Annotated in this window: 28 protein-coding genes; 24 read left to right on the top strand and 4 right to left on the bottom strand. The window is 71.1% G+C overall.

Annotated elements, in window-relative coordinates:
* Positions 1 to 99 precede the first annotated feature (99 nt).
* Together ACQEVI_RS09815 and ACQEVI_RS09810 are read left to right on the top strand one after the other, a co-directional pair.
* Complete coding sequence (locus tag ACQEVI_RS09815) at positions 100 to 2,778, top strand: DNA polymerase III subunit gamma and tau (RefSeq protein ID WP_432897557.1); 2,679 nt, start codon at positions 100 to 102, stop codon at positions 2,776 to 2,778.
* Positions 2,775 to 3,200, top strand: coding sequence for an NUDIX hydrolase (locus tag ACQEVI_RS09810; protein WP_432897554.1), 426 nt, complete (start codon positions 2,775 to 2,777; stop codon positions 3,198 to 3,200). Before ACQEVI_RS09815 ends, ACQEVI_RS09810 begins: the two co-directional genes overlap by 4 nt.
* A 2-nt stretch (positions 3,201 to 3,202) precedes the next feature.
* On the opposite strand, the gene ACQEVI_RS09805 is transcribed toward ACQEVI_RS09810, so the two are convergent.
* Positions 3,203 to 3,391: a hypothetical protein gene (locus ACQEVI_RS09805; protein WP_432897551.1), complete on the bottom strand. Its 189-nt coding sequence runs from the start codon at positions 3,389 to 3,391 to the stop codon at positions 3,203 to 3,205.
* A gap of 76 nt (positions 3,392 to 3,467) precedes the next feature.
* Here ACQEVI_RS09805 and ACQEVI_RS09800 point away from each other — a divergent pair, with 76 nt between their 5' ends.
* From ACQEVI_RS09800 to ACQEVI_RS09780, 5 genes are all read left to right on the top strand, one after another.
* Complete coding sequence (locus ACQEVI_RS09800; protein ID WP_432897548.1) at positions 3,468 to 3,929, top strand: MarR family winged helix-turn-helix transcriptional regulator; 462 nt, start codon at positions 3,468 to 3,470, stop codon at positions 3,927 to 3,929.
* Positions 3,926 to 4,318 (top strand): VOC family protein, encoded by a 393-nt coding sequence (locus tag ACQEVI_RS09795; protein ID WP_432897545.1) that lies wholly within the window; start codon positions 3,926 to 3,928, stop codon positions 4,316 to 4,318. Before ACQEVI_RS09800 ends, ACQEVI_RS09795 begins: the two co-directional genes overlap by 4 nt.
* 46 nt (positions 4,319 to 4,364) lie before the next feature.
* Positions 4,365 to 4,943 (top strand): NADAR family protein, encoded by a 579-nt coding sequence (locus tag ACQEVI_RS09790; protein WP_432897542.1) that lies wholly within the window; start codon positions 4,365 to 4,367, stop codon positions 4,941 to 4,943.
* A gap of 67 nt (positions 4,944 to 5,010) precedes the next feature.
* Positions 5,011 to 5,460, top strand: coding sequence for a GNAT family N-acetyltransferase (locus ACQEVI_RS09785; protein ID WP_432897539.1), 450 nt, complete (start codon positions 5,011 to 5,013; stop codon positions 5,458 to 5,460).
* Positions 5,461 to 5,571: 111 nt separating this feature from the next.
* The gene (locus ACQEVI_RS09780) at positions 5,572 to 6,435 is read left to right on the top strand and encodes a ferritin-like domain-containing protein (RefSeq protein ID WP_432897536.1); all 864 of its coding nucleotides are present in this window, start codon (positions 5,572 to 5,574) and stop codon (positions 6,433 to 6,435) included.
* On the opposite strand, the gene add is transcribed toward ACQEVI_RS09780, so the two are convergent.
* On the bottom strand, positions 6,331 to 7,296 hold the full coding sequence (gene add, locus ACQEVI_RS09775; protein WP_432897533.1) for an adenosine deaminase: 966 nt from the start codon (positions 7,294 to 7,296) through the stop codon (positions 6,331 to 6,333). The two genes, ACQEVI_RS09780 and add, sit on opposite strands and share 105 nt — an antisense overlap.
* A 26-nt stretch (positions 7,297 to 7,322) precedes the next feature.
* On the opposite strand from add, the gene ACQEVI_RS09770 reads away from it, so the two are divergent.
* Genes ACQEVI_RS09770 through ACQEVI_RS09755 form a run of 4 tightly spaced genes read left to right on the top strand, consistent with a single transcriptional unit; the run spans position 7,323 to position 11,075 of the window.
* Positions 7,323 to 7,466 (top strand): hypothetical protein, encoded by a 144-nt coding sequence (locus ACQEVI_RS09770; protein WP_432897530.1) that lies wholly within the window; start codon positions 7,323 to 7,325, stop codon positions 7,464 to 7,466.
* Positions 7,467 to 7,492: 26 nt separating this feature from the next.
* The gene (locus ACQEVI_RS09765; RefSeq protein ID WP_432897527.1) at positions 7,493 to 8,938 is read left to right on the top strand and encodes a serine hydrolase domain-containing protein; all 1,446 of its coding nucleotides are present in this window, start codon (positions 7,493 to 7,495) and stop codon (positions 8,936 to 8,938) included.
* A 59-nt stretch (positions 8,939 to 8,997) separates the two neighbouring features.
* On the top strand, positions 8,998 to 9,918 hold the full coding sequence (locus tag ACQEVI_RS09760; RefSeq protein ID WP_432897524.1) for an ABC transporter ATP-binding protein: 921 nt from the start codon (positions 8,998 to 9,000) through the stop codon (positions 9,916 to 9,918).
* Positions 9,915 to 11,075, top strand: coding sequence for an ABC transporter permease (locus ACQEVI_RS09755; RefSeq protein ID WP_432897521.1), 1,161 nt, complete (start codon positions 9,915 to 9,917; stop codon positions 11,073 to 11,075). The genes ACQEVI_RS09760 and ACQEVI_RS09755 overlap by 4 nt, the downstream gene beginning before the upstream one ends.
* Before the next feature lie 3 nt (positions 11,076 to 11,078).
* Here ACQEVI_RS09755 and ACQEVI_RS09750 read toward each other — a convergent pair whose 3' ends face one another.
* On the bottom strand, positions 11,079 to 11,648 hold the full coding sequence (locus ACQEVI_RS09750) for a DUF5063 domain-containing protein (RefSeq protein ID WP_116677111.1): 570 nt from the start codon (positions 11,646 to 11,648) through the stop codon (positions 11,079 to 11,081).
* 32 nt (positions 11,649 to 11,680) lie between these two features.
* Entirely contained in the window at positions 11,681 to 12,283 is a 603-nt protein-coding gene (gene recR, locus ACQEVI_RS09745) for a recombination mediator RecR (RefSeq protein WP_432897517.1), read from the bottom strand.
* A gap of 60 nt (positions 12,284 to 12,343) precedes the next feature.
* On the opposite strand from recR, the gene ACQEVI_RS09740 reads away from it, so the two are divergent.
* The 13 genes from ACQEVI_RS09740 (at position 12,344) to ACQEVI_RS09680 (ending at position 23,820) form a co-directional block, all read left to right on the top strand.
* Positions 12,344 to 13,087, top strand: a complete 744-nt coding sequence (locus tag ACQEVI_RS09740; RefSeq protein WP_432897514.1) for a YqjF family protein — start codon at positions 12,344 to 12,346, stop codon at positions 13,085 to 13,087.
* A 30-nt stretch (positions 13,088 to 13,117) separates the two neighbouring features.
* On the top strand, positions 13,118 to 13,891 hold the full coding sequence (locus ACQEVI_RS09735; RefSeq protein ID WP_432897511.1) for a TSUP family transporter: 774 nt from the start codon (positions 13,118 to 13,120) through the stop codon (positions 13,889 to 13,891).
* A gap of 127 nt (positions 13,892 to 14,018) precedes the next feature.
* Positions 14,019 to 15,296, top strand: coding sequence for an aspartate kinase (locus ACQEVI_RS09730; RefSeq protein WP_432897508.1), 1,278 nt, complete (start codon positions 14,019 to 14,021; stop codon positions 15,294 to 15,296).
* Between the two features lies 1 nt (position 15,297).
* The gene (locus tag ACQEVI_RS09725; RefSeq protein WP_432897505.1) at positions 15,298 to 16,404 is read left to right on the top strand and encodes an aspartate-semialdehyde dehydrogenase; all 1,107 of its coding nucleotides are present in this window, start codon (positions 15,298 to 15,300) and stop codon (positions 16,402 to 16,404) included.
* A 137-nt stretch (positions 16,405 to 16,541) separates the two neighbouring features.
* The gene (locus tag ACQEVI_RS09720) at positions 16,542 to 16,934 is read left to right on the top strand and encodes a GntR family transcriptional regulator (RefSeq protein ID WP_432897502.1); all 393 of its coding nucleotides are present in this window, start codon (positions 16,542 to 16,544) and stop codon (positions 16,932 to 16,934) included.
* The gene (locus tag ACQEVI_RS09715) at positions 16,931 to 17,878 is read left to right on the top strand and encodes an ATP-binding cassette domain-containing protein (protein ID WP_432897499.1); all 948 of its coding nucleotides are present in this window, start codon (positions 16,931 to 16,933) and stop codon (positions 17,876 to 17,878) included. Before ACQEVI_RS09720 ends, ACQEVI_RS09715 begins: the two co-directional genes overlap by 4 nt.
* Positions 17,875 to 18,666, top strand: a complete 792-nt coding sequence (locus ACQEVI_RS09710; RefSeq protein ID WP_432897496.1) for a hypothetical protein — start codon at positions 17,875 to 17,877, stop codon at positions 18,664 to 18,666. The genes ACQEVI_RS09715 and ACQEVI_RS09710 overlap by 4 nt, the downstream gene beginning before the upstream one ends.
* A complete protein-coding gene (locus ACQEVI_RS09705; protein ID WP_432897493.1) occupies positions 18,663 to 19,433 on the top strand; it encodes a hypothetical protein in 771 nt (256 codons plus the stop codon). Before ACQEVI_RS09710 ends, ACQEVI_RS09705 begins: the two co-directional genes overlap by 4 nt.
* 34 nt (positions 19,434 to 19,467) lie before the next feature.
* Positions 19,468 to 20,451, top strand: a complete 984-nt coding sequence (locus tag ACQEVI_RS09700; RefSeq protein ID WP_432897490.1) for an ABC transporter ATP-binding protein — start codon at positions 19,468 to 19,470, stop codon at positions 20,449 to 20,451.
* The gene (locus ACQEVI_RS09695; protein ID WP_432897487.1) at positions 20,448 to 21,260 is read left to right on the top strand and encodes an ABC transporter permease; all 813 of its coding nucleotides are present in this window, start codon (positions 20,448 to 20,450) and stop codon (positions 21,258 to 21,260) included. Before ACQEVI_RS09700 ends, ACQEVI_RS09695 begins: the two co-directional genes overlap by 4 nt.
* 90 nt (positions 21,261 to 21,350) lie before the next feature.
* Positions 21,351 to 22,283 (top strand): bile acid:sodium symporter family protein, encoded by a 933-nt coding sequence (locus tag ACQEVI_RS09690; RefSeq protein ID WP_432897485.1) that lies wholly within the window; start codon positions 21,351 to 21,353, stop codon positions 22,281 to 22,283.
* Positions 22,284 to 22,302: 19 nt separating this feature from the next.
* The gene (locus tag ACQEVI_RS09685) at positions 22,303 to 23,046 is read left to right on the top strand and encodes a glutamine amidotransferase (RefSeq protein ID WP_432897482.1); all 744 of its coding nucleotides are present in this window, start codon (positions 22,303 to 22,305) and stop codon (positions 23,044 to 23,046) included.
* A 9-nt stretch (positions 23,047 to 23,055) separates the two neighbouring features.
* Positions 23,056 to 23,820, top strand: a complete 765-nt coding sequence (locus tag ACQEVI_RS09680) for an MBL fold metallo-hydrolase (protein ID WP_432897479.1) — start codon at positions 23,056 to 23,058, stop codon at positions 23,818 to 23,820.
* Positions 23,821 to 24,038: the final 218 nt, after the last annotated feature.

The raw sequence follows: 24,038 nt of genomic DNA, 5'->3' as shown, positions 1-24,038 counted from the left end.
GGTGGTAGTGCGCCACCGCAGGCCCACCCGGTCACATCGCTGTCAAACCTGTGGAGGGCTGTCCTCCGCGTGTCAGTGAGGCCGTCTATCGTTGCGGGGGTGAGCACCGCCCTATACCGCCGCTACAGGCCCGAGACGTTCGCCGAGGTGATCGGCCAGGACCACGTCACGGGCCCCCTCATGCAGGCCCTGCGCAGCGGGCGGGTGAACCACGCCTATCTCTTCAGCGGTCCACGAGGCTGTGGAAAGACGACCTCGGCACGCATCCTCGCCCGCACGCTCAACTGCGCGAAGAACACGCCCGAGTCGCCGATCGACACCCCGTGCGGCGAGTGCCCCTCGTGCGTCGAGCTGGCGCGCGGCGGCTCCGGCTCGCTCGACGTGGTGGAGATCGACGCGGCGTCGCACAACGGTGTGGACGACGCGCGTGACCTGCGGGAACGTGCCACGTTCGCGCCGGCTCGGGACCGGTACAAGATCTTCATCCTCGACGAGGCGCACATGGTGACGCCGCAGGGCTTCAACGCGCTGCTGAAGATCGTCGAGGAGCCGCCGCCGCACATCAAGTTCATCTTCGCGACCACGGAGCCGGACAAGGTGATCGGCACCATCCGGTCGCGCACGCACCACTACCCGTTCCGGCTCGTGCCGCCGGACGTGCTGTCCCCGTACCTCGAGCAGCTCTGCGCCGCCGAAGAGGTCGAGGTCACCAGCGGAGTGCTCCCGCTGGTCACGCGCGCGGGCGGCGGTTCGGTACGCGACTCCCTGTCCGTGATGGACCAGCTCATCGCCGGCGCCCCCGATGCGGTCGTCGACTACGACCTCGCGGTCGGCCTGCTCGGCTTCACGCACGCGACCCTGCTGGACGACGTGGTGGACGCGCTCGCGGCACGCGACGGCGGTTCGATCTTCCGGGTGGTCGACCAGATCATCGTGACGGGGCACGAACCGCGCCGGTTCGTCGAGGACGTGCTGGAGCGACTGCGCGACCTCATCGTCATCGGTGTCTCGGGTGACGCCGCCAGTGCCGTCCTGCGGGGCATCCCGGCCGACCAGCTCGACCGCATGCGGACCCAGGCGGGACGCCTCGGGGTCGCGGAGCTCTCTCGGGCCGCCGACCTCGTGAACGCGGCCCTCACCGAGATGACCGGCGCTACGTCACCGCGCCTGCACCTGGAACTGCTGTGCGCCCGCTTGCTCCTGCCCGGAGCCGATGACGGTGCCGCGGGCTTCGCCGCGCGCATCGACCGGCTCGAGCGTGGCGGCATCGTCGCCTCCGGAGCCCCGGCCGCACCCGGACCGGGACAAGGCACGGCACCGAGCGGCACAGCAGCGGGTGGCACGCCTCCGCAGGAGCCGACGGCGGGCGGGCTTGCCGGGGCGGCTGCCGCGCGCGCAGTGCTCGACGCGCGCAAGAAGCGGGGTGAACCAGGCCAGTCCGCGACGTCGGCGCCCGTTCGCCCCGCACCCGAGGCTGCGCCGGTCGCTCCTGCCCCTGCACCCGAGCCCGCGCCGCCGGCCGAGGTCGCACCCCCGCCGGAGACGCCCGCAGAACCCGAGCCGGTTGCCCCGGCGCCGAAGCCGGTTGAAGAGGTGCCGGCACAGCGGGCACCGGTCCAGCAGGCACCGGCGGAACCTGCCACAGCCTCGGCACCAGCCGAGTCCCACGCAGAGCCGGCTGTCACGACGGAGACGGTCCGACGGCGCTGGCCAGAGGTGCTCGGCTCGCTCGCCGCTGCGCGCGTGACGTGGTCGCTCGTCGGTCCTAACGCGCAGGTCTCCTCGCTGGAGGGCAACACGCTGAAGCTCGGCTTCGCGGCCCCCGGCCTGGCCCGCACGTTCTCGAACGCGCGGCACACCAGCGCGGTGGAAGAGGCGGTCTACCAGACGCTCGGCATCCGGGTCCGTGTCGAGGCGACTCTCGACGAGGGGCCGTCCGGCGGCGGTGCGTCGTCCGGCGGCGGAACCTCCGGCGGAGGCCCGGCTGCCAGTGCGTCGTCGGGTGGCGGTACGCCGCAGGGCGGCGGGCCTGTGTCGGACGAACCCAGCAGCGAGGCGCCGGCGCCCGATACTGCTCCGGCGTCCGACTGGCCCGACGTGCCGCCGCCCGGCGGGGCGTCGGCCACGGTATCCGCGCCGCCGGCCTCGGCCGACGCGGTGGCCGTCGTAGGTGTCGCCACGATGAGTGCGGTGGGCGGCGGTTCCTCCGGTGGGTCGGTCGTGGTGGCCCCGGCGTCGGCCCAGGGTAGCGTCGCGGTCGCCGAGCGTCCCGAGCCTTCTCGGCCCCAGCCAACCGGGCCCGAGGCTGGTCGACCAGAGCCTTCCCGGCCTGCCGCCCGCCCGCGAGCGGCGGCGAGCGCGGCCGACGAGGCCTGGCTCTCGGGGGCCAGCGCTACCGAGCCTCCTGCGGACTACGACATGCCGGAGCCCGAGCCGGTCTACGAGGACCAGGCCCCGGCACAGCCTCCAGCACAGGCCGCAGCACCCGCGCAAGCCCCCATGTCCGGGGCGGGCAGTGCGCGCGAGGCCCTGCGGCAGGCGAACGAGCGCCGGGCGCGAGCAGCAAGCGGTGCCGCCCCCGAGCCGCGTCGTGTGGCCGCCGCGGACGCGGGCGCGAGCACACCTCGAACGGCGGTGGCCCCGGTCGGCGAACCTGACTTCTACGACGAGCCGTCCGACGACGACCCGGACATCGCGTCGGCCGGCATGGTCGGCGTACCGCTCGTCGTGCAGGTGCTGGGCGGAACGGTGATCGAAGAGATAGTGGAGCAGTCATGAGCGAGGACGGCGCGGTCGGTCCGATCACGACGCTGCGCATCGTCGCGGTCGTCGTCGAGCGCTCCGACGGGCGGCACCTGCTCGTCCGCAAGCGAGGCACACAGACGTTCATGCAGGTGGGCGGCAAGATCGAGCCGGGCGAAGAGCCCCTGGCCGCTCTCGTCCGGGAGGTCGAGGAAGAGGTCGGCCTGCGGCTCGAGCCGGCGGACATCGAGAGCCTCGGCAGGTTCGGGGCGCCGGCCGCGAACGAGCCCGACCACATCGTCGACGCGCACGTCTACCAGGTCCGTCTGCGACCAGGTACCGAGGTCGCCGTCCGGGCAGAGATCGAGGAGCTGGTGTGGATCGATCCTGCCGACCCGGTCGCGAGCTATCCTCTTGCGCCGCTCACGCGGGACCTGCTGGTCGCCGCAGGGCACTGAGCTCAGCCCTGGGCCCGCTCGGCCCGGAGCTGCGCCACCAGTGCGGCGCGTTCACGCTCCATGCGGCGTCGGGGGTCGGTGTCGTCCGCCTGCTGGGCGGGTCCGGCCACGGTCAGGAGCAGCCAGTTGAGCCGCCACTTGAAGCGGTATCCGAGGGTCAGACCGTCGCGGTTGCGCATCTCGTTCTCCATTTGCTTGGTGTACCAATAGTTTGCACACAAACTGTTAGCCTGGTCAATATCCAAGAAGAGATCCGAGAGGAGCGACATGACCGCCACATCACGGCCCGACGCCGCAGCTGCCGACGATCTCCTGGCTCTCGACCGCCAGGTCTGCTTCGCGCTCGCCGTCGCCTCGCGCAGCGTCATCGCGCTGTACCGGCCGCTGCTCGAACCGATGGGTATCACGCACCCGCAGTACCTGGTGATGCTCGCCCTGTGGGAGCGGTCGCCGCTGTCCGTGAAGCAGCTCAGCGGGCTGCTGCAGCTCGACCCCGGCACCCTGTCACCCCTGCTCAAGCGGCTCGAGGCGATCGGTTACGTGACGCGCCGCCGCGATCCCCGCGACGAGCGGGCGCTCGCCGTCGAGCTCACGGAGAAGGGCCGCGCGCTGCGCGAGCAGGCGCTGCTCGTGCCACCGGCGATCATGGCGCGGCTGGGCATGTCCGCTGAGGAGCTCCAGGCGCTGCACACCAGCCTCACCCGGGTCATCGCGGCGGCTGCCCCGTGAGTCGCGGACGCCTGCACCACGTCGAGCTGTGGGTCCCGTCCCTCGGTCGCGCGGAGCTGTCCTGGGGATGGCTCCTCACGACGCTCGGCTACACGGAGCACCAGCGGTGGGACGCCGGCCTGAGCTGGATCCTCGATGGCACCTATGTCGTCGTCGAGCAGAGCCCTGCCCTCGCCGCCGATACCCATGATCGGCTCGCTCCAGGCCTCAACCACCTCGCGTTCCACGGCGGCACGCGCGCCGAGGTGGATCTGCTGGTCGAGGCGGCGCCGGAGCACGGCTGGTCTCTCCTCTTCCCGGACCGGCATCCGCACGCCGGCGGACCGGACCACTACGCCGCCTACCTGGAGAACGGCGACGGCTACGAGGTCGAGGTCGTCGCGGGCTGACCATCGATGGGCTGGCGTGTCAGAGGCTCCTGGCACACTTCTGGTCATGCCTGACGACGTCACCTACGCGCCCGCGTCCGCCCGTTCCGTGAGGGAGCTACGGGCGCTGGCCGAGTCCGGAGCCGCCGTCAAGTACCTACATTTCTGGGGTCACGCGCCCGAGCCTGACGGGAGCCCCGGCAAGGGCAGCCTGAGCCAGTGGTTCGAGGCACCGTTCGTCGTGGACGGCCACCGCTATCGCACCGCCGAGCACTGGATGATGGCGGAGAAGGCGCGCTTGTTCGGCGACGCGGACGCGGAGGCCGCGGCGATCGACGCCGCCAACCCCGCGCTGGCCAAGGCAGCGGGGCGCACGGTCCGCGACTTCGACGACGCCGTGTGGGAGCGCGAGCGATTCGAGATCGTCGTGCGCGGCAACGTGCACAAGTTCGCAGCGCACCCCGAGATGCGTGAGTACCTGCTGCGTACCGGCTCGCGTGTCCTCGTCGAGGCGAGCCCGCGAGACCGTATCTGGGGTATCGGGATGGGCGCCAAGAACGAGAACGCAGAGAACCCGGCCGCCTGGCGTGGTCTCAACCTGCTCGGCTTCGCTCTGATGGAGGCCAGGGACCGGCTTCGACGTTGAGTCGCTGGACGGATGGACGGCCGGCATCGGACGGGTCGTTGTCGGTGGCTCGTGGCACAGTCAGTTCATGGCCAACCTCCAGATCGCCGAGCTCACGACGGACAATCTCTTCGCGGCTGTCCAGCTGCCACCTCAGCCACCCGACAAGGAGCCCGTGGCACCGGTCGCCTGGTCGGTCGCCGAGGCGTACGTCAATCCCACGGCATGGCCGAGGGTGGTTCTCGACGGCGACGAGGTGGTCGGCTTCGTGATGGCGAACTGGAACCCGGAGGAGGAGATCCCGGAGTTCCGGGCCGGGATCTGGCGACTCAACGTGGCACGCGAGGCGCGCAGGCGCGGGGTGGGTCGGTTCGCCGTGGAGCAGGTGGCCGAGGAGGCCAGGCGTCGGGGGCTCGACCGCATCACCGTCCTGTGGGTCCCCGGTTCCGACGGGCCCGAGGAGTTCTACCTGCGCTGCGGCTTCCGCAAGACGGGGAACATGCTGTTCGACGAGGTGGTGGGAGAGCTGCTGCTCTAAGGCCGCGGGGTGAGTGTCCGTCTCGTGCCGTCTGCGCGCATCACGTGGAGGTCCGGTCATGAACCGGCTGGAAGACAGACGCCTGCCGGCCGCGTCACTACGTTCGGGCTCATGACGAGCGCAGACGCCACGGGAACCAACTTCGCCGCCTGGGTGGAGCACTTCGAGAACAACCGGGTCGTGCAGGTCGCGATGGAGCGGGAGATCGACTGGGACACTCCGTGCGAGCTGCCGGAGTCCGTCAAGGTGGCCTTGGTGAAGTCGTTCCAGCGGTTCGAGCTGGGTGAGAACGGTGACGGAGCCCGGCTGCTCGCCAAGGCCGAGCAAGCAGGCGACACGGTGTACCTCGACGCGCTCCGCAGGCTCGTGGTCGAGGAGCAGCGGCACTCCGAGCTCTTCCGTCGCGGGCTGGGTCATCTCGGCGCATCTACCTTGTCTGCGCACTGGTCCGATGCCGCCTTCACCCGCTTGCGTCGACTGCTTGGACTGCGCACCGAGCTCGCGCTCTTCCTCGTCGCCGAGTCGGTGGCGATGGGCTACTTCACGGCGCTGCGGTCGTCCGGGCCCGACCCGGTGATCCGCGGCATCGGCCGTCGCGTCGAGTCTGACGAGCTGAACCACCTGCGCTTCCAGATCGACCGCCTCCGGCAGGGCTTCGCATCCACTCCCGCGGTGGTCCGGGTGGCCGTGGGCCTTGCGTGGGGCGTCGTTGCGGCCGGCGCCGCAACGGTTCTGGTGGTCGACCACGCGGGAGCGCTCCGCGCCTGCGGGCTGCGTCCGGCAGCGTTCTGGCTGACGGCGACGCGCACCTTCGCGGTGTCGGCACTCCAGGTGCTGAGAAGGCAGGGCGCCTTCCTCGGTCCTGCGAAGCTACCCAGCCAGCCAGTCCTGGACCCCGTCGAGCAGCTGCCGCCGCAGACCGGCCGGCGCGCGCGACGCCCGGATCGAGGCGGCAGCGATGGTCGCGAGCTCTGAGTCGGAGCAGACCTCCCGCACGATCTCGTACTGGCCGTGTACCCCGACCCCGAACAGCAGCGGGTCGTCGCTCGCTAGGGCGACGGGGACGCCGCCGGCCAGCAGCGCCGGCACCGCGGTCAGGGCGGGCGTGACGCCGAACGGCGGGTACGACGTCGGGCAGACCTCGAGCGTCACCTGGCGCTCGGCGAGGAGCGCGACCACCGAGGGGTCCTCGAGCGTCGTCAGCCCGTGCCCGATGCGGGTGGCGCCCAGCAGCTCGACGCAGTCACGCACGTGCCACGCGCCCTCGTAGAACCCGGCGTGCGGTACGCGAGCCAGCCCGGCGTCGGCCACCAGCCGGTACGCCTCGACGAAGTCGCTGACGCGTCCGCGCCGCTCGTCGTTCGAGAGCCCGAAGCCCAGCACGCCGTGCGGCGCGTACTTCACCGCAAGCCCGGCGACCCGTTCCGCGTGCGTGGGGTCCGCGCCCCAGCTCGCTGCGAGGATCACGCCGACCGGCAGGCCGCGAGCGGCGTCGAGCAGTGCCTCGACCACCGCCTCCAGCGACCCGAGCCGTCCCGCGTACGACGTCGGGTCGACCTGCACCTCGGTCCAGCCGACGCCGTCGGCGGCATCCTGCTCCACGGCCTCGCGGACCACGCGCGCGATGTCCTCGGCGGAGCGGACCGCTGCGCGGGCCGTGTCGTACCGGGCCTGGAACGCGTCCCAGCCATGCACGACGCCTGGTTCGATCGGCGCCGCGGGGAGCGCCGGGAGGCCGTAGCCGGCAGCCAGCTCAGCGGCGGTCGACGGCCGCATCGACCCCGTCAGGTGCAGGTGCAGGTTCGCCTTGGGCAGCGCGCGCAGGTCGCGGGGCATGCCAGGGAGTCTGGCATGCGCTGTCCATGGTGCGCCGCCTGCAGATGCTCGGCTGGACCACCACCCACCGTGCCGACGCACTGCCGCCGGACCTCTGGTCCGCGCAGGTGCCCGGCACGCTCTCCGTGGCCGAGTCCTACCTCCGCGACCCGACCTGGCTTCTGGACTGAGACCTGGCCCAGGTATCGTGCCCAGCATGTCTCGGATCCTGCCCCGGTCCACCCCGCTGGCCGAGGGCGTCGAGCCCGCAGCGGTGCGGCGCCTGATCGACAGCCTCGACCGTATCGAGGACGTGCACAGCGTGCTGGTGCTGCGGCACGGCCGCGTCATCGCGGAGGGCGGGTGGCATCCGCACACCGCCGACCGGCCGCACGTCATGTTCTCGGTGAGCAAGAGCTTCACGTCGACGGCAGTCGGGATCGCGGTCCACGAGGGGCTCCTGACGGTGGACGACAGCGTGCTCGACCTCCTGCCGGACGACGCTCCCGCCGACCCGGGCGAGCACCTCCGCGCCATGCGCGTCCGCGACCTGCTGACCATGACGACGGGCCACAGCGCCTCGACCATGGAGGGCATCGACCGCACGATCTCCCTGCCCGGCGACGGCTGGGCCCGGGCGATCCTGGCGCAGCCGGTGGAGCACCAGCCGGGCACGCGCTTCGTCTACAACACCGGGGCGACCTACCTGCTGTCGGCGATCCTGCACCGGCTCACGGGTGAGCGCCTGCTCGACTACCTGACGCCGCGCCTGCTGGCGCCGCTGGGCATCACGCACGCCACGTGGGAGCAGGACCCGGACGGCATCGACACGGGTGGGTTCGGCCTCACGATCACCATCGAGGAGATGGCCGCGTTCGGCCAGCTCTACCTGCAGGGCGGTGTCTGGGAGGGCAAGCAGCTCGTCCCGGCCGAGTGGGTGGCGGCAGCGACGGTGAAGCAGGTCGAGAACGGCCCGGGCGACTCGCCCGACTGGAGCCAGGGCTACGGCTACCAGTTCTGGCAGTGCCGGCACGGTGCCTACCGGGCGGACGGCGCATTCGGCCAGTACATCCTGGTCTGGCCGGAGAAGGACATGGTGATCACGACGACGTCGGGCCTGTCGGACCTGGCGTCGGTACCGGAGGCGGTATGGGACGCGTTCCTGCGCGACGACGCCTGGGCCACGCCGGCGGACATCGGGGCCGCGACGCCACAGCCGGACGAAGCCGCCCCGCTGGAGCTCGCGCTGCCCACGCCGGCGGGGGCGGAGTCGACTCCGGTCGAGGACTCGCTCCTGGGCGTGACCTACGACCTCGAGCCGAACCCGCGAGGCTTCAGCGCTCTCACTCTCGGTCGTGACGCGGACGGCCGGACCGAGGTGGTCTTCACGGTCGAAGGCGTGGACCACGTGGTGTCGTTCGGCCATGAGGAGTGGAGCCCGGGAACCAGCGCGCTCCTGGGTGCGCCGGCCGACGTGGCGACCGCGGCGGCCTGGACCGACGAGCTGACGTTGCGCGGCCGGATGATCTTCCTCGGTACACCGTTCGAGCTACGCCTGGAGCTGCGGTTCTCGGGCGAGGACGTGGCCGTGCTGGTCGACCAGAACGTCGCCTTCGGTCAACGAGGCCTGCTGGACGTGTCCGGCGAGGCGCGTCGGACCTGACACCGGAGTCATACCGAGGGTTGACGGCGGTGGGACCTCGGCCGCTGTAGTGTCCCGGCATGACCCCAGACGGTGGTATCCGCGCGCACGGCGTGCGGCGTTCGTTCGGTCCGGTGCACGCGGTGGCCGACGTCGACCTGGTCGCCGCACCGGGTCGGGTCACCGCGCTCATCGGACCCAACGGGTCGGGCAAGACGACCCTTCTGCTCATGCTCGCCGGCCTTCTGGCGCCCGATGCGGGCAGCATCCGCATCGCTGGTGCCGACCCGGTCGCCGAGAACTACGCGGCCCGCTCGCGGACCGGCTGGATGCCCGACGTGTTCGGCACGTGGGACTCCCTCACGGCGCGTGAGGTGCTGACGACCGTCGCGGCGGCGTACCGGCTCGACGCCGCCGCCGGCCGGGACCGCGCGAGCGAGCTGCTCGCGCTGGTGCACCTCTCCGAGCTGGCCGACCAGCCCGCGCACGTCCTGTCCCGCGGCCAGAAGCAGCGGCTCGGCCTCGCCCGCGCGCTGGTGCACGACCCCGACGTCCTGCTCCTCGACGAACCCGCCTCGGGCCTGGACCCGCGCTCCCGGGTGGACCTGCGCGTGCTCCTCCGGCAGCTCGCCGCCGAGGGCAAGACGATCCTGGTCTCCTCGCACGTGCTCACCGAGCTCGACGAGATGGCCGACGACGCGGTGTTCATCTCGCGCGGCCGCACCGTCGACACCCGGTCCGTCGCCGACGGCGACCGGCCGCGGGCGTGGCGTCTGACCGGCCTGGACCCCGTGGCCCTCACGGCCTGGCTGGACGAGAACGGTCCCGCCTATCGCAAGGAGGCCGACGGGCCCGGCGTGCTCGTCGACCTGGCCGGGGACGCCGCTGCCGCTGCGCTCCTGCGGTCCGCGGTCGAGGACGGCGTCGCGGTGTCGAGCCTCGCCCCGGCCGGCGGCGTGCTGGAACAGGCCTACCTGGCCCTCGAGGAGGAGCGACGATGAGCGTTGACGTAGAGGTCGTCGGATCCGCACCGGCGGACGGCGGAGCACCCCGCGGACGCGGCACCTGGTCGCTGTCCTGGCACGGCCTGCGCACCGTGACGGTGCTGGAGCTGCGCCAGCGCGTGCGCTCGACACGGTGGAAGACCGCGCTGATCGTCTGGTTCCTGGTGGTCGGCCTGATCACGCTCCTGACCACCGGCGCGTTCCGGATGCTCTCGGGCGACACGGCTACGACCGGGGGCGTCTCGTACGGCGGGACGGTCTACAGCATCGTCGTCGGGTTCGTGCTGTTCCTGGGCCTGCTGGTGGCGCCGACCCTGTCGTCGGGCGCGATCAACGGCGACCGGAACGCGGGCACCCTCGCGACGCTGCAGGTCACCCTGCTGTCGCCCGCCGAGATAGTGCTCGGCAAGCTCGCCGCCGCCTGGATCGCGGCGCTCGCCTTCCTCGTCGCGAGCATCCCGTTCCTCGTCTGGGCGCTGCTCGGGGGCGGCGTGCACTGGTTCGCGCTGCTGACCACGGTGCTCATGCTGGCGCTGGTGCTGGGTGTCGTCTGCGCCATCGGGCTGGGCTTCTCGGCCCTGGTGAGCAAGACGTCGGGGTCGGCAGTGCTGACGTACCTGACCATCGGCGCGATCACCGTGGCGCTGCCGATCCTGTTCGGCCTGCTGGTACCCGTCACCAGCACCACCGAGGAGGTCGAGGTCTGGGACATCGAGGCCGGCTACGACTGGGAGGAGACCACCGCGCCCGAGTGCGAGTGGCAGACGCACGAGATGTCCGTGTGGCACAGCGAGCGCACCTGGTGGCTGCTGGCGCCGAACCCGTTCGTCGTGGTCGCCGATGCGCAGCCCCTCCAGGGTGACGTCGAGACGCTGTCGAACGAGGGGAACATGCTCGCGGCTCTCCAGTACGGCGTCCGGTACGCGCGGACCGGTAACACGGGCCCGCAGGACTGGTGCAGCGACTTCGTCTACGAGAACGGCCGAGAGGTCCGGCCGGACTCCCCGGTGGAGCCGGTCCAGGTCACCGACCAGCTCGTGTGGCCCTGGGGCCTCGGGTTCGACCTGCTGCTCGGCGCGGCGGGCGTCGTCGTGGCGGTCAACCGCCTGCGGATCCCTACGGCCGAGCTGCCGCAGGGCACCCGCGTCGCCTGAGCGTCAGGAGTGGAGGGCGTCGTACTCCGCCTCGGCGGCGACGTCGTCCTCCACATCGAGGCGCACGTGCGCCAGCAGCCCCTGCAGCACGCGCAGGGCGGACGCCGCGCGCTCGCCCCACAGCGAGAAGTAGGAGAACTGCCACCACCAGAGGGCCTCGAGCTCGTGGCCGCTGTCGAAGTGCTGCAGGCCCTTGGCCAGCGCCTCGGCGACGCACGCCAGGTCGCCGGACAGCGATGCCGAACCGGTGTCCTCGCTGAGTACCGGGTCCACGACCTCGGTGTAGTCGTCGAACCCGTCGAACATCTTGGACAGGGCCTCACGCAGCGGGTCGAGGTCGGTGTCCGGTCCGGCGTCGGGCTCGTAGCGTTCCTTGGGCACCACGTCCACGATCGCGGCGAGCCGCGCCCCCGCGGCCAGCAGGTCGGACGACGCGAGCACGAGCAGCGAGAGCTCCGCCCCCGGCATCCCTCCGGACGCCACCTGGGTCACCGTCGAGAGGAACGTCCGTGCCTGTGCGGACACCTGGTCCGCGACCTCGCTGAGGTCTGATCCAGGGGTTATCTCACTCATCGTGATCCCACCTACTTGTCGTTGCCGATGCTCTAGTTTTTGGCGATGACGCGGCGGCCTTCGAACGCGCGACCGAGCGTCACCTCGTCCGCGTACTCCAAGTCTCCACCAACGGGGAGACCCGAGGCCAGCCGCGATACAGTAATTTCCATGTGACCCATCAGTCGGGAAAGATAGGTCGCCGTGGCCTCTCCTTCGACGTTGGGGTCGGTCGCGAGGATGACCTCCTGCACCCTCCCGTCCGCGAGCCGGGTCAGGAGCTCGCTGATGCGCAGGTCGTCCGGGCCGACGTTCTCGATGGGATTGATGGCCCCGCCGAGCACGTGGTAGCGGCCGCGGAACTCACGGGTGCGCTCGATGGCGACCACGTCCTTGGGCTCCTCCACGACGCAGATCACTTCGTCGCTGCGTCGCGGGTCGAGGCAGATGCGGCAGCGTTCCGACTCCGCGACGTTGCCGCAGAGCTCGCAGAACCGGACGCGCAGCTTCACCTCGGTGAGCGCGTCGACGAGACGTTTGACCTCGTCGTTGTCGGCCGCGAGCAGGTGGAACGCGATGCGTTGCGCGCTCTTGGGCCCGACGCCGGGAAGCCGGCCGAGCTCGTCGATCAGGTCTTGGACCGCGCCTTCGTACACAAGAGGTCACCCTACGGGTCGGCACCGACATGCGGGCCGCGAGGCTGGTACGTTCCCCGCGTGACAGACCCCGAGGCGCGGACCGGGAAGTTCCTCGCGGCGCAGTGGCGCCGGCTGGTGATGCTCAACTACGAGGCCGACCCCGCCGTCCTGCGGCCGCTCCTGCCGCGTGGCGTCGAGCTCGACACGTGGGGCGGCACGCACTTCGTCAGCGTGGTCGGGTTCCAGTTCCTCGACACCCGCCTGCTCGGCGTCCCGGTGCCGTTCCACCGGGACTTCGACGAGATCAACCTGCGGTTCTACGTGCGCCGCCGGGCCGACGACGGCTGGCGGCGCGGCGTCGTCTTCGTCAAGGAGATCGTCCCGCGCCCGGCGCTGGCCGCCGTGGCCCGCGCCGTCTACGGCGAGAGATACGTGGCGCGGCCCATGCGGCACCGGATCGACCTCGCCGCCGACCGCGACACGCCGGACGGCGTCGTGGAGTACTCGTGGCGCGACGCCGGAGCCTGGCACCACGTCCGGGCCACCACCCGGGGCAGCGCGGAGCCGCTCGTCGAGGGCTCCCAGGAGCAGTTCATCACCGAGCACTACTGGGGCTACGCCGCGCAGCGGGGCGGCGGCACCGTCGAGTACCGCGTCGAGCACCCGAGCTGGCACGTCTGGCAGGCCGCCGACCCGGGCCTCGACTGCGACGTCGAGCAGGTCTACGGCCGCGCGTTCGTCGAGAGCCTCACCGCCGAACCGGTCTCGGCCTTCATCGCCGACGGCTCTCCCGTCGTCGTCCGCCGTGGTACGACGATGTAGGACGAGCCGCCGTTCGCGCACAATGCATCCGTGCCCGAACTTGATCTCCTCACCATCGTCCTCCTCCTGCTCGCCGGCCTCGCCGCCGGGTGGGTCGACGCCGTAGTGGGCGGAGGCGGGCTGATCCAGCTGCCCGCGCTGCTGCTCGTCCCGGGTATCAGCCCGGTGCAGGCCCTGGCGACGAACAAGCTCGGCAGCATCATGGGCACGTCCACGAGCGCCATCACCTACTACCGGCGGGTCCAGCCGGACCTGCGGACCGCCGGCCCGATGGCGCTCGCGGCACTGGCCGGAGCGTTCGGCGGCGCGATCGGCGCCTCGTACATCCCGGAGCAGCTCTTCAAGCCGATGATCCTGATCGTGCTCGTCGGGGTGCTGACGTGGACCCTGCTCAAGCCGAACGTCGGCCAGCACGACAACCTGCGGTGGGTCGGCAACGGGCACAAGCGGATCGCCGCCGTGATCGGCCTGCTGATCGGTGCGTACGACGGGCTGCTCGGCCCCGGGACGGGCACCTTCCTGGTCATCAGCCTTGTGAGCGCCCTCGGCTACTCGTTCCTCCCGGCGTCGGCCATCGCGAAGATCGTCAACTTCGCGACCAACGCGGGCGCCCTGATCTTCTTCGTGCCGAGCGGAGCCGTCATCTGGAGCCTCGGCCTCGGGCTGGGCGTGGCCAACCTCATCGGCGCCTACATCGGCGCGCGGATGGCCGTGGCCAAGGGCTCGAAGTTCGTCCGCGTGGTGTTCGTCATCGTGGTGGGCGCCCTGATCGCGCGCCTGGCCTGGGACGTCTTCGCCGGATAGTCCCGTCTGTCCCGCACGGTGAACATCACAGCCGCCCGGGATGCCCGCCGTCGTACCATCGATTCGCAAACCCAACCACCCGGCGGGCCGTTGAAAGAGACGGAGGCCGGCAACGGAAGGCAGGCGCATGGCTCTTGTCGTGCAGAAGTACGGTGGATCCTCGGTCGGGGACGCGCGCAGCGTGAAGCGCGTCGCGAAGCGGATCGCCGAGGCAAAACGAGCGGGCAACGACGTAGTGGTCGTGGTGAGCGCCATGGGCGACACCACCGACGAGCTCCTCGACCTCGCCCAGCAGATCACCCCGCTCCCGCCCAAACGGGAGCTCGACATCCTCCTCACCGCCGGCGAGCGCATCTCGATGTCGCTCCTGGCGATGGCGATCACCAACCTGGGTGTGAAGGCCAAGTCCTACACGGGCCAGCAGGCCGGCGTCATCACCGACGCCGTGCACGGCCGGGCGCGGATCGTCGACGTCGTGCCCCACCGCATCCGCGAGACGCTGGACAAGGGGCAGGTCGCCATCGTGGCCGGCTTCCAGGGCGTCACCGAGTCCACGAACGACGTCACCACCCTCGGCCGGGGCGGCTCCGACACGACCGCCGTGGCGCTCGCGGCCGGGCTGAACGCCGACGTCTGCGAGATCTACACCGACGTCGACGGCATATTCACCGCCGACCCGCGCATCGTGCCCGCCGCCCGCAAGATCGACCAGGTCAGCTACGAGGAGATGCTGGAGCTCGCGGCCTGCGGCGCGAAGGTGCTCGCGCTGCGCAGCGTCGAGTACGCGCGCCGGTACGGCGTGCCGGTGCACGTCCGCAGCTCGTTCAGCGCCCACGACGGAACGCTCGTGGTCGCGGCAGAGAAGAAGTCGAAGGAGAACCCCATGGAAGCCCCGATCATCTCCGGCGTGGCGCACGACCGCTCCGAGTCCAAGATCACCGTCATCGGCGTGCCGGACGTCCCGGGCATGGCCGCCCGGATCTTCGAGGTGGTGGCCGGAGCGGGCGCGAACATCGACATGATCGTGCAGAACGTGTCCGCCGCCTCGACGGGCCTCACCGACATCTCGTTCACGCTGCCCGACGGCGACGGCCCGGCCACCATGGCGGCCCTCACCGCGGTGCAGGCCGAGGTGGGCTTCGACTCCCTGCAGTTCGACGACCAGATCGGCAAGCTCTCGCTCGTGGGCGCCGGCATGAAGTCGCACCCCGGTGTCTCGGCGCGGCTGTTCGGCGCGCTGCGTGACGCCGGCATCAACATCGAGATGATCTCCACCTCGGAGATCCGCATCTCGGTGGTCACCCGCGAGGACTCGCTGGACGACGCCGTGCGCGCCGTCCACACCGCGTTCGAGCTCGACGGCGTCGACGGCGAAGCGGTCGTCTACGCGGGAACGGGGCGCTGACATGGCCGAGATCAACGAGCACGGCGTGCACGTCGCAGTCGTCGGGGCCACCGGCCAGGTGGGCGCCGTGATGCGCCGGCTGCTGGAGGAGCGGGAGTTCCCCGTTGCCTCGATCCGGTTCTTCGCGTCCGCGCGTTCCGCGGGCAGCACCCTCCCGTTCGCCGGGTTCGACGTCCCGGTGGAGGACCTCGCCGCGACCGCGACGGACGACCTCGCCGACATCGACATCGCCCTCTTCTCCGCGGGTGGTGGCACGTCGCGCGAGCACGCGCCGCGGTTCGCGGAGGCCGGCGCTCTCGTCGTCGACAACTCGTCGGCCTGGCGGCTCGACCCCGAGGTGCCGCTCGTCGTCTCCGAGGTGAACCCGGAGGCGATCGGCGAGGCGGCCAAGGGCATAGTGGCCAACCCGAACTGCACCACCATGGCCGCGATGCCGGTGCTCTCGCCCCTGGCGCAGGCGGCCGGGCTGGAGCGGCTCCGCGTGGCGACCTACCAGGCGGTGTCCGGTTCCGGGCTCGCCGGGGTGGAGGAGCTGGCGGGGCAGGTGCGGTCCGCCGTCGGGCAGGATCTCAAGGGCCTGGTGCACGACGGCGGGTCCGTGGACCTGCCCGCCCCCAAGCAGTACGTGGCGCCGATCGCGTTCAACGTGCTCCCGCTGGCGGGCAACCTGGTCGACGACGGCTCGGGCGAGACCGACGAGGAGCAGAAGCTCCGCAACGAGTCCCGCAAGATCCTGGGCCTGCCCGACCTGGCCGTCGCGGGTACCTGCGTGCGCGTCCCGGTGTTCACCGGTCACTCGCTGTCGATCCACGCGGAGTTCGCGCGTCCGATCACCCCGGACGCGGCCCGTGAGCTGCTGGCCGGCGCCCCCGGCGTCCAGCTGGCCGACGTCCCGACGCCGCTCGCGGCGGCCGGCGTCGACCCGTCCCTGGTGGGCCGCATCCGGCAGGACCAGTCCGTCCCGGACGGCCGCGGCCTGGTCCTGTTCGTCAGCAACGACAACCTCCGCAAGGGCGCAGCCCTGAACACGATCCAGATCGCCGAGCTCATCGCGGCCGACCTGGCCGAGCTCCAGACCCTGGACGCCGCGGAGGCGTCCGACACGTAGCAGGACCCTTGCAAGGGGCGGGTCGGGTAGGCGTGCGCGCCTGCCCGACCCGCCTTTGTCATGTCCAGGGGCTTGCGCCCGACCCGCATCCATGGTTCATTAGTCAAGTAACGAACCACTGAACGTCAGGACGAGACATGTTCGACGGACCCGAGCCCATCTATGTGCAGATCGCGACGTGGATCCGCGCCCAGGTGCTCTCCGGCGAGCTCGGCGAGGAGGAGCAGGTCATGTCCACCACGCAGTTCGCGACCACCTTCCGGATCAACCCCGCGACGGCCGCCAAGGCCTTCTCCGGGCTGGTCGAGGAGGGCGTCCTCTACAAGCGCCGCGGCCTCGGCATGTTCGTCGCGGCGGGCGCCAGGGAGCGTCTGCTCGACGAGTACCGCAAGCGCTACTTCGAGGACGTCCTGGCCCCCGCCCTGCAGCAGGCGGACATTCTCGGGATCCCGACCGACGAGGTAGTCGCCTACGTCGTCGGTACCAGCGGCAAGCGAACCAGCGGCAAGCCAACCACGGAGGAGTCATGACCACCGCACCATTCGGTGCCCGCCTGGACGACGTCGTCGTCCACTTCGGCACGAGCTACAGGATGCAGCAGAACGGCATCCCGATCAGGGATGACGCGAGCACCGCGCTCGACGGCGCCACGCTGACCATCCGGCCCGGGGTCATCACCGGGGTGCTCGGCCGCAACGGCGCGGGCAAGACGACGATGCTCTCGCTGCTGGCGGCGTTCACCCGCCCGACGAGCGGCACCGTCGTCGTCGGGCCGGAGGGCGCTCAGGAGGACCCGTGGGAGAACCCGTGGATCACCTCGGGCACGCAGCTCGTCCGCGAGAGCGGTGACCTGATGACCGAGGAGAAGGTCGCCACGTCGCTCAAGTACTACGCCGACATGCGACCCGAGTGGAGCTCCGAGACGGCCGAGCGCCTGCTGGACCTGTTCGAGGTCGACGTCCGCAAGAACCCGTCCGCGCTGTCGCGCGGCAAACGCTCGGCGGTCGGCGCCACCCTCGGCCTGGCCGCGCGCGCACCGCTGACGATCTTCGACGAGGTGTACCTCGGCATGGACGCGCCCACGCGGTACGCGTTCTACGACGAGCTCCTCGCCGACTACGCGGAGCACCCGCGCACGATCCTCCTCTCCAGCCACCTGGTCGAGGAGGTCGAGCGGCTGTTCGAGGACGTCGTGGTCATCGACCGTGGGCGCGTGCTCCTGGCCGAGTCCGCCGACGAGATGCGGGCGCGCGGGTTCAGCCTCACCGGTACCAAGGACGCCGTCGAGCGGATCGCGGGCGGACGCCGGGTGCTGCACCGCCAGCAGCTCGGCACGACCGTCCAGGTCACGCTGGAGGGAGCCCTCGAGGCCGACGAACTGACGGCGGCCCGCGGTGCGGGCGTCGAGGTGGGCGCCGTGCCCGTCCAGGACCTCTTCGTCCGGCTGACCGGTCAGGGGAGCGTGCCGTCATGAGCGCCGGGACGACCCACCCCGTCATCGCCGACCCGAGCAGGGAGGCGCTGGTCCGCGCGGCCGACCGGCGCGGCGCTCGTCAGGCCGCCGCGGTCAGCGTGCGGGTCGTCAGCGTCATCGGCGGGTGGTACTGGGCGATCTTCACGGTCGTCGCAGTGTCGGTCATCGTGGGCAGCGTGCAGTTCGGCTCGGGCCTGGACCAGGGCGTCGTCGATGCCCAGATAGGCGGCTCGTCACGGTGGTTCATGATGGTGCTCGGCACCATCGTCCCCGCCGCGTACCTCCGGCTGCACGTCGCGGCGGGCGGCACCCGCCGGTCGCTCGTGACCGGCACCGTCCGGGGCGGCATCGTCGGCGGTGCGCTGATCGGCCTGGTCACCGCGGTGTACATGGTCGGCGAGCGCGCGCTGTTCGGGGCGCTGGACCTGACCTGGTCGCGTGAGTACGGGCTGCCGGTGGACGGCTGGGCGGGCATCGCGCTGACGCTCCTCACCGAGGCGCTGGTCGCCGCCACGTACTACCTGGTGGGTGCCGCGATCTCCGCCGGCTACTACCGCCTCGGCATGGTGCGGGGCACGGTCTACGTCCTCGCCGCACTCGTCCCGGCGGCGCTCGTCGACCTGGCCTCGCACACCGGCGTCACGGCCCTGATCGTAGGCCTCGACACCCTGCCGGACGGCGGACCCGGTGTGCTGCTGGGGCTGGTGGGCGGCGCGGTCGCGATCGCGCTCGCCGCCTGGCTGTTCAGCGTCCCGCTGCGCTCCGTCCCGCTACGGCCGACGCCATGACGGGCCTCGACCGGGCCGCGCACCTGCGCGGCGTCACGGCCGCTAGCCGGCGGCTCCGTCGCTCCGGCCTCACCATCGGGATCTGGTTCTGGGCCATCTACGCGCTGTACGCCGTCGGGATCACCGTCGGCAACGCCGTGGCCGGCAACGACCTGGAGATCAGCGCGCTCGACGCCACGCTCGGCGCGGCACGCTGGCCCATGATCACGCTCGGCGTCCTCGCGTCGTCCGCGATCCTGACGCTGCACGTGGCCGCGGGCGGCAGCCGCCGGTCCCTCTTCGAGGGCGTGCTCCGCGGCGCGGTCGTGGTCGGCGTGCTCCTCGGCGTCGTCACCACGCTCGCCCTGCTGGGTGAACGCCTCCTGAGCACCTCGCTCGGGATGACCTGGCGCAGGCTCGGTGCCCTGCCCTTCGACTCACCCGCCGCGGTGCTCGGCACCGCCGTCGCCGAGTCCCTCGTGCTCATCACCTACGTCCTCGTCGGTTCGTGCATCGGGATCGGCTTCACGCACTCCAAGGTCTGGGGCACGCTCCTGATGCTCCCGCTCGCCGTACCCGCCGTCCTCGTCGACCTCGCGACCCGGACGGGTGTGGTCGGCACGATCGCCAACGTCGAGCTCCGGCCCGACCTCGACCACGCCGAGGTGCCCGCCTCCGAGGGCCTGCTCACCATGCTGCTCGGCCTCGGCGGGGCGGCGCTCGCCGTCGTCCTGGCCGCAGTCCTGCTCTATACCCTGCTGCGCACGGCACCCGTGCGTCCCCGCTAGATCTGACGAAACCTGATCTCACCAAGGAGCAGCCATGACGTCCCCAGTCGTCGAAGTCAGTCAACTCCGCAAGACCTATCCCGCGGCCAAGCGCGGCGGCACCCCCAAGACCGCCGTCGTCGACGTGTCCTTCCAGGTCGCCCGAGGTGAGATCTTCGGGATCCTCGGCCCCAACGGGGCCGGCAAGACCACCACCGTCGAATGCGTCGCCGGGATCCGGCACGCCGACGGCGGCACGGTCCGCGTCCTGGGCAACGACCCCCAGGCCGATCCAGGGCTGATCCGCGAGCACGTCGGCGTGCAGCTCCAGGAGGCCGCGCTGCACGACAAGATCACCGTCGCCGAGGCGCTCGAGGTCTTCGGCTCGTTCTACGCCCAGCACGCGGACTCGGCAGAGCTCCTCGACCTGCTCGACCTGACCGCGCACCGCAACCAGCAGTTCGGCAAGCTGTCCGGCGGCCAGAAGCAGCGGCTGTCCATCGCTCTCGCGCTGGTCGGCAAGCCGCAGGTGGCCATACTCGACGAGCTCACCACGGGTCTCGACCCAGCCGCGCGCCGCGCTACCTGGCAGCTCGTGGAGCGGGTCCGGGACTCCGGGGTCACCGTCCTGCTGGTCACCCACTTCATGGAGGAGGCCGAACGGCTCTGTGACAGGCTCGTCGTGATCGACGACGGCCGCGTGGTCGCCGAGGGAACGCCGTCGGCCCTGATCGAAGGACTCGAGGGCGACAGGGGAGTCCGGCTCCGCTTCGCCGACGACGGCGCCCGTGCTCGCGCCACCCAGCTCCTCACCACCCTCGCCGAGCGGGACGACGACGTCACCGCCGCCGTACCCGTCGGGGACGAGATCGAGGTGACCGGCACCCACAAGGTGCTGTTCGCCGTCGTGCAGACGCTCGCCGCCGCCGACGTCGTCCCCGACGACGTGCGCACGCTCGAACGCACCCTCGAGGACGTGTTCGTCCAGGTCACCGGCCGGGAGTACCGGGCGAACGAGAACGAGGAGGTGGCGGCATGACCGCCGTCGGACAGGCTGTGCCCGCACCCGCGCGCCGACACGGCGGGGGCACGCGCGGCTTCGGGAAGCTGCTCGTCACCGAGCTCAAGGTGTGGCTGCGGGACCCGGCCACCGTGTTCTTCGCGCTGGTCTTCCCGACCATGCTGCTGCTCGGCCTCGGGCTCGCCATCCCCTCCTTCCAGGAGCCGATGACCGACGCCCCACCGCCCTGGAACGAGGCGCCCGGCATCACCAGCTACCTGCCCACCGTCGTGGCGCTGGCCATCGGGACCATCGCGCTGACCACCATGCCGGTGCAGTTCGCCACCCTCCGGGAGAAGGGCATCCTGAAGCGGCTGTCGACCACACCGATGCCGCCGCAGAACCTGGTCGGCGCCCACATGGTGATCAACGTGCTCGCGCTGATCGTGTCGGCCGGCGTCGCGGTGGTGAGCGCCCTGGTGGTGCTGGGCGTCCCGTTCGCGGCCGACCCGCTGGTCGTGCTCCTCGTCCTCGTGCTCTCGACGACCGCCATGTTCTCGCTCGGACTCCTGGTGGCCGCGCGCGCCGAGAAGGGCACGACGGCGTCCGGCCTGGGGATGCTCATCTACTTCCCGTCCCTGATGTTCTCCGGGGTGTGGGTGCCGCTGTCGGTCATGCCCGAGTGGATGCAGAACATCGGCCTCTACCTGCCGCTCGGCGCCGCGGCCCAAGGGCTCACGGTCGGCTGGTTCGGCAACGAAGGCTTCCCGTTGGCGCAGGTCATGGTGCTGACCGCGTGGACGCTCGTGCTCTTCCCGCTCGGCGTGAAGCTGTTTCGCTGGGCGTGAGAGACGTCTCGACAGGCTCGACCACCGGTGGTCGAGCCTGTCGGGACCCGCGTTAGGGTGACTCGGCCGAAAGACAGCCGGGAGGAACACGTGGGAACGTTGCGGAAGATCGCAGAGCTGGTCGGGCGCTGGTTCGCCGTCCTGGTGCTGCTGGGCGGAGTCGCTGGGCTGCTCGCCCCGACCCAGCTGGCACCCCTCGCGGGGCACATCCCGCTGTTCCTCGGAATCATCATGTTCGGCATGGGGCTGACCCTGCGGGGCGGGGACTTCGCCCTCGTGGCCAAGCGGCCGTGGGCAGTGCTGATCGGCGTCGTCGCCCAGTTCGTCGTCATGCCGCTCCTCGCGTGGGCGGTGGGCGGGGTCTACGGCCTCACCGGCATGGCGATGCTCGGCATGATCCTGGTCGGCGCAGCCCCGGGCGGCACCGCGTCCAACGTGATCGTGTACCTCGGCAAGGGCGACACCGCCCTGTCCGTGACGATGACCGCCATCTCCACGCTGCTCGCACCGTTCCTCACGCCCCTGCTCATCCTGTGGCTCGCCGACGAGACCCTGGACATCAGGTTCATGGACCTGTTCGGCTCGATCCTCCAGGTCGTGCTCATCCCGGTGCTCGCGGGCATCGTCGTGCGCGCGATCGCCGGGAGGCTCGTCGAGAAGCTCCTGCCCTACCTGCCCCTCGTCTCCGTGGGCGGCATAGTCCTCGTCGTGCTCGGCGTGGTCGCAGCCAACGCCCAGACGGTGCTCGCCACCGGGCTGCTCCTGGCGCTCGCGGTCGTCACGCACAACGTCCTCGGGCTGCTGCTCGGGTACGGGGCGGCGAGGCTGGCGCGCCTGGACCGGCCGGCGCGCCGCGCGGTCAGCATCGAGGTCGGCATGCAGAACTCGGGCCTCGCCGCGAGCCTCGCGGCCACCCACTTCTCGCCCGCCGCGGCGCTGCCCGCCGCGCTCTTCTCGGTGTGGCACAACCTCTCGGGAGCAGCTCTGGCGACGTGGTGGGCGCGCCGTCCCGAGACGCGCTGATCTCACCTACCCTCTTGTCATGAAGCCGTTTCTGCTGCTGGCGACCCGCGGAGAAGACGTGGCCGCCGACGGTGAGTACGAGGCGTTCTGCCGCTACGGCGGCCTCGCGCCGGAGCAGCTGCACAGGGTGCGCCTGGAGCGCGACCCGCTGCCGCCCGTGGACCTCGACGACTACTCGGGCGTGCTCGTCGGCGGCGGGCCGTTCAACTCCTCGGACCCGGCAGAGAAGAAAGGGCCGGTGCAGCGCCGCGTCGAGGCGCAGCTCGCGGCGCTGCTCGACGAGCTGGTCGCCCGCGACTTCCCCTTTCTCGGCGCCTGCTACGGCGTCGGCACGCTCGGCGCGCACCAGGGCGCCGTGATCGACGGGACGTACTCGGAGCCCGTGGGTCCGGTGGTCGTGGAGCTGACGCCGGACGCGGCGTCGGACCCGCTGCTGGCGGGCATGCCGCAGAGCTTCTCCGCCTACGTCGGCCACAAGGAGGCGGTGCGCAAGCTGCCGGACCATGCGGTGCTGCTCGCCTCCTCGGCGGGCTGTCCGGTGCAGATGTTCCGGATCAAGCAGAACCTCTACGCGACGCAGTTCCACCCGGAGCTGGACGGCACGGGCATGGCCCAGCGGATCGCCGTCTACCGCGACTACGGCTACTTCCCGCGGGACGAGGCTGAGCTCGTTCGCGCGCGGGCGGTCGCCGTGACCGTCACCGAGCCGATGCGCATCCTGCGAGCCTTCGTGGAGCGTTACGCGCGTCAGCGCCTGTCCTGAGGAGTTCCCTTGTTGGATGCGACGGCCGGCTCGCCCTGGTTCCAGGTGCAGCGAGTCACCGAGACCCTTGCCCGGATCGACGAACCGAACGTGCACGAGCTGCTCCGCGCGAACATCTGGCACCTGCGCGGACGTGATCACGACCTCGTGGTCGACGCGGGCCTCGGCGTGGCCTCCCTGCGGGAGCACCTGCCGGGCCTCTTCGAGAACAGCCCGGTCCTGGTGCTCACCCATCGGCACCTCGACCACGTCGGATCCGCGCACGAGTTCAGCGACCGTCGGATGCACGCGGCGACCGAGGTGGACGGGCGGACCCCGGCAAGCCTGCGCGGGCCGGAGCTCGCGTCGTTGCTGGGCCTGGCCTGGCTCGACGCGCCGCCTCTCCTGATCGACCGAGCGCCTTCGGAGCTCTTCGAGGTCGACAGCTATGCGATCCTTCCGGCTCCGGCCACTGATGTGCTCGCTGACGGTGACGTCATCGATCTCGGTGATCGCCAGCTCCGCGTCGTGCACCTGCCGGGCCACACTCCCGGTTGTATCTGCTTGTTCGAGGAACAGAGCGGTGCTCTGTTCAGCGGTGACGTGATCTATGACGGTGTCCTGCTCGACGAGCTTCCGGAGTCCGACACCGCTGCCTACCTCGACAGCATGCTCAGGCTGCGCTCGATGCCGGTCAAGATCGTCTATCCCGGGCATGGCGACCCGTTCGACGGCGACCGCTTGCGCGAGCTGGTCGACGCGCACCTCCGGTTGCGATCCGGGGACGGGTCGTAGAGCGGTGCGCGACTGTGACCGACCGCATCCTGGGACCCGGTGGACAGCCACCAACGGTGCGGCTACCGTTTTCGCTGTGGACATCCGTTGGTATTGGCGCTTTACGTCGGCTCCTGGTGGGGCTCGGCGGGCGCACGCCTGACCAACTTTCCACCCGGAGCCAGGGCCTGGGACGCCGATCGCGTCCAGGCCCTTCGTCTTTGCCAGACGGACCGCTC

It is taken from the genome of Promicromonospora sp. CA-289599, assembly GCF_050936155.1.
Lineage (GTDB): Bacteria > Actinomycetota > Actinomycetes > Actinomycetales > Cellulomonadaceae > Promicromonospora.
This window is presented reverse-complemented; position numbering and strand designations above follow the sequence as displayed.

What these genes read in the sequence shown, in the direction of transcription:
- ACQEVI_RS09810 (WP_432897554.1), top strand. Translation starts at nt 2,775, where the DNA reads ATGAGCGAGGACGGCGCGGTCGGTCCGATCACGACGCTGCGCATCGTC.
- ACQEVI_RS09805 (WP_432897551.1), bottom strand. Translation starts at nt 3,391, where the DNA reads ATGGAGAACGAGATGCGCAACCGCGACGGTCTGACCCTCGGATACCGC.
- ACQEVI_RS09800 (WP_432897548.1), top strand. Translation starts at nt 3,468, where the DNA reads ATGACCGCCACATCACGGCCCGACGCCGCAGCTGCCGACGATCTCCTG.
- ACQEVI_RS09790 (WP_432897542.1), top strand. Translation starts at nt 4,365, where the DNA reads ATGCCTGACGACGTCACCTACGCGCCCGCGTCCGCCCGTTCCGTGAGG.
- ACQEVI_RS09785 (WP_432897539.1), top strand. Translation starts at nt 5,011, where the DNA reads ATGGCCAACCTCCAGATCGCCGAGCTCACGACGGACAATCTCTTCGCG.
- ACQEVI_RS09780 (WP_432897536.1), top strand. Translation starts at nt 5,572, where the DNA reads ATGACGAGCGCAGACGCCACGGGAACCAACTTCGCCGCCTGGGTGGAG.
- add (WP_432897533.1), bottom strand. Translation starts at nt 7,296, where the DNA reads ATGCCCCGCGACCTGCGCGCGCTGCCCAAGGCGAACCTGCACCTGCAC.
- ACQEVI_RS09770 (WP_432897530.1), top strand. Translation starts at nt 7,323, where the DNA reads ATGGTGCGCCGCCTGCAGATGCTCGGCTGGACCACCACCCACCGTGCC.
- ACQEVI_RS09765 (WP_432897527.1), top strand. Translation starts at nt 7,493, where the DNA reads ATGTCTCGGATCCTGCCCCGGTCCACCCCGCTGGCCGAGGGCGTCGAG.
- ACQEVI_RS09760 (WP_432897524.1), top strand. Translation starts at nt 8,998, where the DNA reads ATGACCCCAGACGGTGGTATCCGCGCGCACGGCGTGCGGCGTTCGTTC.
- ACQEVI_RS09755 (WP_432897521.1), top strand. Translation starts at nt 9,915, where the DNA reads ATGAGCGTTGACGTAGAGGTCGTCGGATCCGCACCGGCGGACGGCGGA.
- ACQEVI_RS09750 (WP_116677111.1), bottom strand. Translation starts at nt 11,648, where the DNA reads ATGAGTGAGATAACCCCTGGATCAGACCTCAGCGAGGTCGCGGACCAG.
- ACQEVI_RS09730 (WP_432897508.1), top strand. Translation starts at nt 14,019, where the DNA reads ATGGCTCTTGTCGTGCAGAAGTACGGTGGATCCTCGGTCGGGGACGCG.
- ACQEVI_RS09725 (WP_432897505.1), top strand. Translation starts at nt 15,298, where the DNA reads ATGGCCGAGATCAACGAGCACGGCGTGCACGTCGCAGTCGTCGGGGCC.
- ACQEVI_RS09720 (WP_432897502.1), top strand. Translation starts at nt 16,542, where the DNA reads ATGTTCGACGGACCCGAGCCCATCTATGTGCAGATCGCGACGTGGATC.
- ACQEVI_RS09715 (WP_432897499.1), top strand. Translation starts at nt 16,931, where the DNA reads ATGACCACCGCACCATTCGGTGCCCGCCTGGACGACGTCGTCGTCCAC.
- ACQEVI_RS09710 (WP_432897496.1), top strand. Translation starts at nt 17,875, where the DNA reads ATGAGCGCCGGGACGACCCACCCCGTCATCGCCGACCCGAGCAGGGAG.
- ACQEVI_RS09705 (WP_432897493.1), top strand. Translation starts at nt 18,663, where the DNA reads ATGACGGGCCTCGACCGGGCCGCGCACCTGCGCGGCGTCACGGCCGCT.
- ACQEVI_RS09700 (WP_432897490.1), top strand. Translation starts at nt 19,468, where the DNA reads ATGACGTCCCCAGTCGTCGAAGTCAGTCAACTCCGCAAGACCTATCCC.
- ACQEVI_RS09695 (WP_432897487.1), top strand. Translation starts at nt 20,448, where the DNA reads ATGACCGCCGTCGGACAGGCTGTGCCCGCACCCGCGCGCCGACACGGC.
- ACQEVI_RS09685 (WP_432897482.1), top strand. Translation starts at nt 22,303, where the DNA reads ATGAAGCCGTTTCTGCTGCTGGCGACCCGCGGAGAAGACGTGGCCGCC.